The following is a 6,638-nucleotide window of genomic DNA, read 5'->3' as shown; positions in this document are numbered from 1 at the left end:
TTTGCACCTCAGCGCGGAGCTGTTCAGCCCCGGCGTGGCCTTCGTACCGGATTTCGTCTCCGAGGCGGTTGACGAGGGCGGCGGTGGCTTTCTGCCAGGCGACGACCTGGCCTGCGAGCTGGGACAGGGCGGTGAGGGGGTCGTCGACTGGGGTGACGTCGAGTTCGGCGAGTACCACCTGGACCTCCCGATCGGCCTTGATCTTCGCGGCTTTGATCTTCTGCCCGCCGGTGTTCCCGCCGTGGAGGCGGCAATGTCCGATTCCTGGGTGTGGCGTACCCCAGCCTGCGGCGAGGGTGCAGAACTCCTTCGAGTCCTCTTGTCTCGTCTTCGCGCCGCACTTGGGCTTCTCCGACACGGTGCCGCCTTCCTGGGCGGCTCGCCTGCTGGGAGAGAGTCTGGCGTCGTCGCGCCCCATGGTCAGGCGGTGGGCGGGGTGTTGAGGTTCTTGGCGTCGTCGACGGCCTCGGTGACCAGCTGTTCGGCGTCGGTCTTCACCTCGTCGACGACCGGCTTCGCGTCCTGGGCGACCTGCATCTCGTCGGCGTGAGCCTCGGTGGCGAGGGTGGTCTCGTCGCCGTGGAGCTTGTCGAGGACGGCGTGGAATTTGGTGACGAGGGAGTTGAACTCTGCGCGGAGCTCGTCGGCAATCTTGGACATCGTGATCTCCTTGCGGTGAGGGTGGGTTACTTCGTGTCGCCGGCGCACCGCTTGCACGGCGCCTGCCTGTGGTGCACGTGGCAGGACAGGTCGCGCACCGGCTCGTAACGGGGCGCGGGCCCGTTGTAGAACGCGTACTGGCGGGCGAGCTTGCGGGACGCGTAGCGTCGCTGCGAGCGGGTGGGGAGAACGAGCATGAGGGAGTGCTCCTTCGCGGTGAGGGTCGGTCAGTGCCTGGCGTTGCGTACGGCTGCGGCGGTGGGCGGGTCGTCGGGGTGGTGGTGGCGGCAGACGACCCAGTTGGTGCCGTCCACTGGGTGCCGGGCGATTCGCCAGCAACCGCGGACGTGGCAGTTGTGGCGGCGCCACATGCTGATGAGGCCGCCGATGATGGCGAGTTCGCTCACGTCGGAGCCGACACCGGACCAGAGGAGGTATGCGGGGCCGGACGGGTTGTCGAGGCCGAAGAAGTGCGCGAGCCAGTGCACGGCGCCTCCTCAGTCGGGCAGGAAGTCGGCGGTGCGGCCGCGGGATTGGCAGGGTTCCGCGTTGTGCCACCACTTGGTTTCACCAAGCCACGCTGGCTGCCCGCAGCGGGTGCAGGTTCCGGGGATCGGGTCCCAGTCGTCAGGCGGCGTGAACGGGGCGTCGAGGGCGCGGGTGGCCTGGTCGTGCTGGGTCACTCGGCTCCTGCTGATCGTGCGTGGAGGAGGGCGCATCGGGTGGAGCAGTATTCGCCGTCCATGTCTGGTGGGATGCGGTGCCCGCACCACAGGCAGTCGGCCACCGTGTGCTCCTCCCTTGAGGGTTGTGGGGTCCCGTGGTCGGCGTCGGCGCCCTCGGAGTGCCGGACAACTACGGGACCCCCCGGGCCCTGCGCCACCCTCGGGACGCGGGCCGTCCCGCCTCGACGCCCGCAGGGGGTGCGGGCCGGCGGGAGTTAGGCGGCTGCGGCGCGAGGCTGGTAGGACGCTGCGGCCTCGCGGACTTCCGGCAGGGAGTACATGGTCCGGTAGAGGTGGCCCTGGCCAGAGGGGCGGCCGTCACCGGGGAAGCGGTGGATCTTTCCGCGCCGCGCCCACTGACGAAGCACCTGCTGCGGAACGCCGGTCTCCGCCTCGGCCTCGTGTGCGTAGACGAGATGCTCGGGGACGACTTCGAGAAGGACACGGTCCACGGACACCCCCGGACATGCGTGAAGGCCCCCACCGATGGTGGAGGCCTTCCAGGTTCTGGGCGCAGTAGTACTGCTGGATCGGAGTGTGACACCTCCCCGGGGATCTTGTCCACTACGCGGAAAGCGTGGCCTCGTCGTCGGTCCAGCCAGTCCACGGTGCGTTCAGGCGCGCAAGGTACCTCAGGTGGTCGATGTAGAAGAGCTGGTGACCACGAGAGTTGTAGCCGACGGGGGAGATTCGCCCTCGATGAACCCAGCCGTGAAGCGTGCTCTTCTTGACGCCGAGACGCGTGCAACCATCTGCGGCGGTGACCATCTCCGTCGTGGCTGGTGGCGGGAGTTCGACGGCGTAGCGAGGATGCACCCATCCCAGAGTCGGCCACGCCGGGTCGGGAGAGCCGTGTTGGTCCCGCACAGTCGAGATATGGGAAAGGAGATCCGAGGCCGGGGTGAAGTACTCCTGGTTCGCGGCGATCCGAAGGTGCGCGAACTGCGTGTGCCGTTCAGCTTCAAGTGCGTAACCGCCGGGTTCGAACGCCATGATCTCGTCGGGCAGGAGGCTCCGAAAGCGCTTCACGGGCGAAGCAGTGGTGCCGATCTTGATTGCTTCGCTGCGGCGTATGTAGTAGACGATCGCGCCAGTGGTCGGGTGGACAGTGTCAGCATGGCCGGACTGGGTTCCCATCGACCTGCTCCGCACCTGCTTCTGACGTCCAAGCTGGATGGCAATCGCGATGGTCGCCTCGTTCAGCTCGACGCCCCCGCCCTGCATGTCCCGGAGGACGGCCGCGATGTATGGAAAGGCCGGATCCGACGTGTCGACCAGCTCAATTAGGCCCGCCATGCTTGGTCGGACGCCGTAGTTGCCGTCGCTGATTTCGTTGGGGGTGAATGGGCTAGTCTGGCCCACGTCGACTCCTATGCAGTCGGCCAAACCCCGGGACGGTTACCGCCGTCGCCGGGGTACTGTTGTAGGCCAATTATCGCATGTCACAGCACAGTTGGAGTTGAGTGACAGCCACCCAGCTCAGCCCTCCTCGGGTGCCCATTCGCTGCGATAGTCGGGGTAGCTCATCGAGGCAACTGCTTCCCGGTCAGGGCGATCCAGACTTCCGCAGGCGTCATGGTCGGATTGGGGTCACCAGCCAGTGCGCGGAGCATGGCACGGATCCCATTCCTGATCTCGCGGAGGCATGTCCGCGGGAACGCCACCAGATCGCCGGTCACTGATGGGCCTCGGCGACCTCGGCTGCGGCGAGGAGCTGTGCGGCCAGGTCTCGCGCCTCAGCGATGCTGAAGCCGCGGACTACCGCGCCGTGCCGTATCTCCTCGGGGAAGAGCGTGGCGCTCACTCGGACTTCGCCCGCGGGCATCGCATCGACTCGGAACGGGTTCGTGGGTGTCATGCTGTTCATCCTCTCGCGGGTGCGGCCGTTTCGGGGCTGCCCCATTCGCCGAGCACGATGTCTTCGTGGGGGCCGTGGTGGCCGGGCGGCAGGTTGCAGATGGCGGTGCAGAGTTCGCCGCCGAGTTGGATGGTGGCGGTGGCGGGGCAGTCGGTCATGCGGTCCAGGATGTCACTGCCAGGGTGCGGCCCCGGTTCGGCTCGCCCAGCGGGCCAGGGCGTTCCCATCGAGGGTGCGGATGCCGACCTGCGTCGCGTAGGAGCGTGCTGCGGGGGTGAACGTGGAGGTGGTGACGACGGCTGCGATGTCTGCGCCATGGATCTGCCGGGCGGTGCCGCCGACCTTCTGTACGTCACCGGAGCCGACTTTGGTGGTGAGTGCGTAGCGCTTGGCTTGGATGACGAGGCGTCGGCCGTCGGGAAGGGTGGCGATGACGTCGGCACCGAGGTCCCCTGCGCCGCCGACCACTTGGACGTTGGTGCAGCCGTCGCGGCGGCACAGGGCGGCGAGGGCGTGCTCGAACTGGCCCGGTGTCATGGCCTGGTAGCTGCCGATGCTAGCGCTGGCCATGCGCGGCCGCATGGTGGCCGGCCTGCGCGGTGCCCGGACGATGCGCCGAACACGGCGGGGCTTCATGAACCACAGCCCGGCAACGGCCAGGACCAGGATCGGGATCCCGATGGTGGGGGAGCCGATCGCGACCAGCACGCTGGCGGTGAGGATGACGGGCGGGGAGAACAGCCCGTACCTGCGGCGTGGTCGACGGATGGTAGTGCGGCGGCGCCCTGGCCGGTAGTTGGTGCGGCGTCGACGCGGTGCGGCCACAGAGTCCCCCTCGGTGTGAGGTTCCAGTGTGGTGCACCGCGCCGACGGGTGGGCGGTGTTCAGCTGATCGTGCTGCTGGTCGTGTGGTTGCTCGCCGAATTGATGGAGCCGGTTGCCCGGCCGAGCCAGCCGGTAGCGGTGTTCGTGACGTGCTGGTGGTACTCCTCACGGCGGTTGATGTGGTTGACGATCCGCTTGGGTGCCTTGGCCTTCCCGATCGCCATCAGCGCCGCAGCGGCAAGGAGGGTACCGGCCCCGACGCCGGCGGCCGCGACGGCTGACACGAGTTCAGCGGCGCCGACGCCGACTCCGGCGGCGAGGATGCCTCCGCCGGCGAGCATCGCGCCGCGGCCGACCATCTGGGCGGCTTGCGGGTCGGCGAGCATCTGGGGCTGGGCGTAGATGATCGGCGGGTGCCCGTAGTAGGGGGTGCCGTCGACACCGATGATGACGCCGGGAACGGCGGGGCTCGCAGCGGGGATGATCGTGGGCTGCGGGGGTGGCACGTATGGGGCGAGCTGGGCGGGGATCGTGGTGTTCGGCTCGAGCAGTGTCGTGATCGTCGCGGGGGCGGTGTCCTGATACATGAGGGTCTCCTGGTCAGTCATCGGAATCGGTAGCGGTGTCGGGTAGGTAGAACTGCTCAGCGCGGCCGGCCTTGCGGACCTGGACCCCGCGGGTCAGCCACTCCTCGGTGGCCCGGCGCACGGTGTCACGGGAGTTGAACGGCCCCCCGTCCACCAGGTCGTCCTTGGTGGCGTAACCCCGGTCGGCGCACAGGCGGCAGAACACCCGGTACAGGTCGGGCCAGTCGTTGCGACCAACCGCCGAACCGTCCGGGAATACCAGCTCAGGCTCGGCGGGAGCCGCATCGGCCGGCACGGACTTCAGCATCCGCACCTTCGGCTCCGTCACCACCACCGCTGGCCCGCGGTGACCAGCCTGAAAGTAGTGCCCGACGTCCGCACCGATGTCCGCGTCGGTGACGTACTCGGCCCGACACTGCGGAGGGTCCACCAACGGCATCTCCGGAGCACCCAGGTAGAACTCGCCCGGCCTGGTCAGCTCCTCCGGCTTCCAGCCCTTCCCGGTGCAGCCGCTGCCGAAGATGAATTGTGTGTGCCCGGCCTCGCCGACCCGCGTAGAGATCCGGTTGGCGTAGTTCCCGCGCGCATCGGTGTTGCCGCCGAAAACCTTGGCGGAGGGCTGCTGCGTGGCGGAGATGAATTGGATGCCGAGGAAACGGGCCATCGCCAGCAGACTCTCGTAGGTGGTGGAGATCTTCGGCTCGGCAGGCTCGGGGTCCTCACTGACCTTGCGGATCTCTGCTTCCAGCTTGCGAAGCTCCTCGTCCTGGCGGATCAGCTCGGCCAGCTCGTCAGTGACGATCCACCAGGCGGGCCCGTGGACGCCGGGGATCCACTTGCGGACCGGGCCGCGGCCGGAGGCCATCGAGCTGGCGGACAAGTCCGCGAGGAATGCGCCGCGCCGGTCGCACTCTGCCCGGATGAACTGGAGCAGGTCGCGGGCTTCCTCCGGGGTGCGGGCGAGCCTGCGCAGCGTCGGCTCCCATGGGCCGAGTTCGGGGGCGCCCGGCTTCATGTCGATGCCGAACAGTTCGGCGTGCTGCTTCCGGAGGAGCTTCTTGATGATCAGGTTGACGAGGCCGGATTTCCCGAAATCCGAAGCGCCGGCGACGAGGGTGTGCCGGTACAGCATCGTGAGATACACGGGCTCCCCGGTTTCGTCCCAGCCGATCCGGATCGGATCGGCCAGGTCATCGCTCTCGTCATCGGCGTACGGGATGACATCGTCGAAGAACGGGTTGTGCTGAAGCGCCTCGTAGACGCTGTCGACCTCGACCGGCTGGCCACTCTCCGCCAGGGCCTCGTTGTTCGGGTCCTCCGGCTTCGGCGTGCCCGCGAACTGCCGGGCGCGGCGTGTTCCCGTCTCCGGCCCGATGGCAGCCGCTGTCTCGGCGGGGCGCGCCGGGTGCTTGTGGCCCTTGCCGTGCTCGGCCAGCCACGGCACGTACGCCGCATAGGCGAGTGCGGTGCTGATTGCCGCCACGGTGAGCGAGGCCGCGTCAGGCCCGAATCCGGTCCCGGCTGCCACGTCGCCGAACGCCACCGCGAGGCCGGCTCCCGCGCCGTACAGGTGCTGGTGCTTGTGCTTAAGCCCGTGCGCGGCTGCGGTGCCGGAGCCGGCGGCGAGCGCCAGGTAGCCGGCGGCTTCCCAGCCGGCGCCCGGTGTGCCGTGTTGCCACCAGCCGAGTGTGGTGAGGGCGGCGATGGTGGCGGCGGGGGCGAGTTCCCACCGGTGGGCGAGCGCCCAGTTGGTGGCGCGGATGACGACCGTGGTGCAGGAGATGAAGAATCGGGTGCGGCGGGGTCGTGGCGACGATGACGGCGGGTACGGAGAGTTCCCATACGTGTCCCGATTTGTGACGGTCTGTGAGCGATTGCCCCCTGTCGTCGTCGGGGCCGTCGCCACGGTCGTCGAGATCGTCGTACGGGGGCCCGGCAGGTCGGCCGGGGCCGGCGCGTAGCCGATGTACTGGGCCATCAGAA

The 6,638-nt window shown here is 68.5% G+C and carries 11 protein-coding genes and 1 pseudogene; all 12 read right to left on the bottom strand.

Features of this window, described 5'->3' with window-relative positions; translation table 11 throughout:
- A pseudogene (locus OG455_RS41090) lies at positions 1-358 on the bottom strand (hypothetical protein); the annotation flags it as partial.
- A gap of 62 nt (positions 359-420) precedes the next feature.
- Positions 421-660, bottom strand: a complete 240-nt coding sequence (locus OG455_RS41085; protein ID WP_266300536.1) for a hypothetical protein — start codon at positions 658-660, stop codon at positions 421-423.
- Between the two features lie 26 nt (positions 661-686).
- Positions 687-857 (bottom strand): hypothetical protein, encoded by a 171-nt coding sequence (locus OG455_RS41080; protein ID WP_266300537.1) that lies wholly within the window; start codon positions 855-857, stop codon positions 687-689.
- A gap of 30 nt (positions 858-887) precedes the next feature.
- Positions 888-1,148, bottom strand: coding sequence for a hypothetical protein (locus OG455_RS41075; protein WP_266300538.1), 261 nt, complete (start codon positions 1,146-1,148; stop codon positions 888-890).
- A gap of 9 nt (positions 1,149-1,157) precedes the next feature.
- On the bottom strand, positions 1,158-1,343 hold the full coding sequence (locus OG455_RS41070; RefSeq protein ID WP_266300539.1) for a hypothetical protein: 186 nt from the start codon (positions 1,341-1,343) through the stop codon (positions 1,158-1,160).
- Between the two features lie 257 nt (positions 1,344-1,600).
- Positions 1,601-1,837, bottom strand: coding sequence for a hypothetical protein (locus OG455_RS41065; RefSeq protein ID WP_266300540.1), 237 nt, complete (start codon positions 1,835-1,837; stop codon positions 1,601-1,603).
- 112 nt (positions 1,838-1,949) lie between these two features.
- A complete protein-coding gene (locus OG455_RS41060; RefSeq protein ID WP_266300541.1) occupies positions 1,950-2,747 on the bottom strand; it encodes a hypothetical protein in 798 nt (265 codons plus the stop codon).
- A 313-nt stretch (positions 2,748-3,060) separates the two neighbouring features.
- Complete coding sequence (locus tag OG455_RS41055; RefSeq protein WP_266300542.1) at positions 3,061-3,243, bottom strand: hypothetical protein; 183 nt, start codon at positions 3,241-3,243, stop codon at positions 3,061-3,063.
- Positions 3,244-3,248: 5 nt separating this feature from the next.
- Entirely contained in the window at positions 3,249-3,401 is a 153-nt protein-coding gene (locus OG455_RS41050; protein WP_266300543.1) for a hypothetical protein, read from the bottom strand.
- A 13-nt stretch (positions 3,402-3,414) separates the two neighbouring features.
- The gene (locus OG455_RS41045) at positions 3,415-4,068 is read right to left on the bottom strand and encodes a restriction endonuclease (RefSeq protein WP_266300544.1); all 654 of its coding nucleotides are present in this window, start codon (positions 4,066-4,068) and stop codon (positions 3,415-3,417) included.
- Between the two features lie 59 nt (positions 4,069-4,127).
- Positions 4,128-4,655 (bottom strand): hypothetical protein, encoded by a 528-nt coding sequence (locus OG455_RS41040; protein WP_266300545.1) that lies wholly within the window; start codon positions 4,653-4,655, stop codon positions 4,128-4,130.
- Between the two features lie 13 nt (positions 4,656-4,668).
- Entirely contained in the window at positions 4,669-6,633 is a 1,965-nt protein-coding gene (locus tag OG455_RS41035; RefSeq protein ID WP_266300546.1) for an FtsK/SpoIIIE domain-containing protein, read from the bottom strand.
- Positions 6,634-6,638: the final 5 nt, after the last annotated feature.

The organism is Kitasatospora sp. NBC_01287 (assembly GCF_026340565.1).
In the GTDB taxonomy this organism is placed as follows: domain Bacteria; phylum Actinomycetota; class Actinomycetes; order Streptomycetales; family Streptomycetaceae; genus Kitasatospora.
The sequence above is the reverse complement of the archived record's forward strand: the minus strand, read 5'-3'. Positions and strand labels throughout refer to the sequence as shown.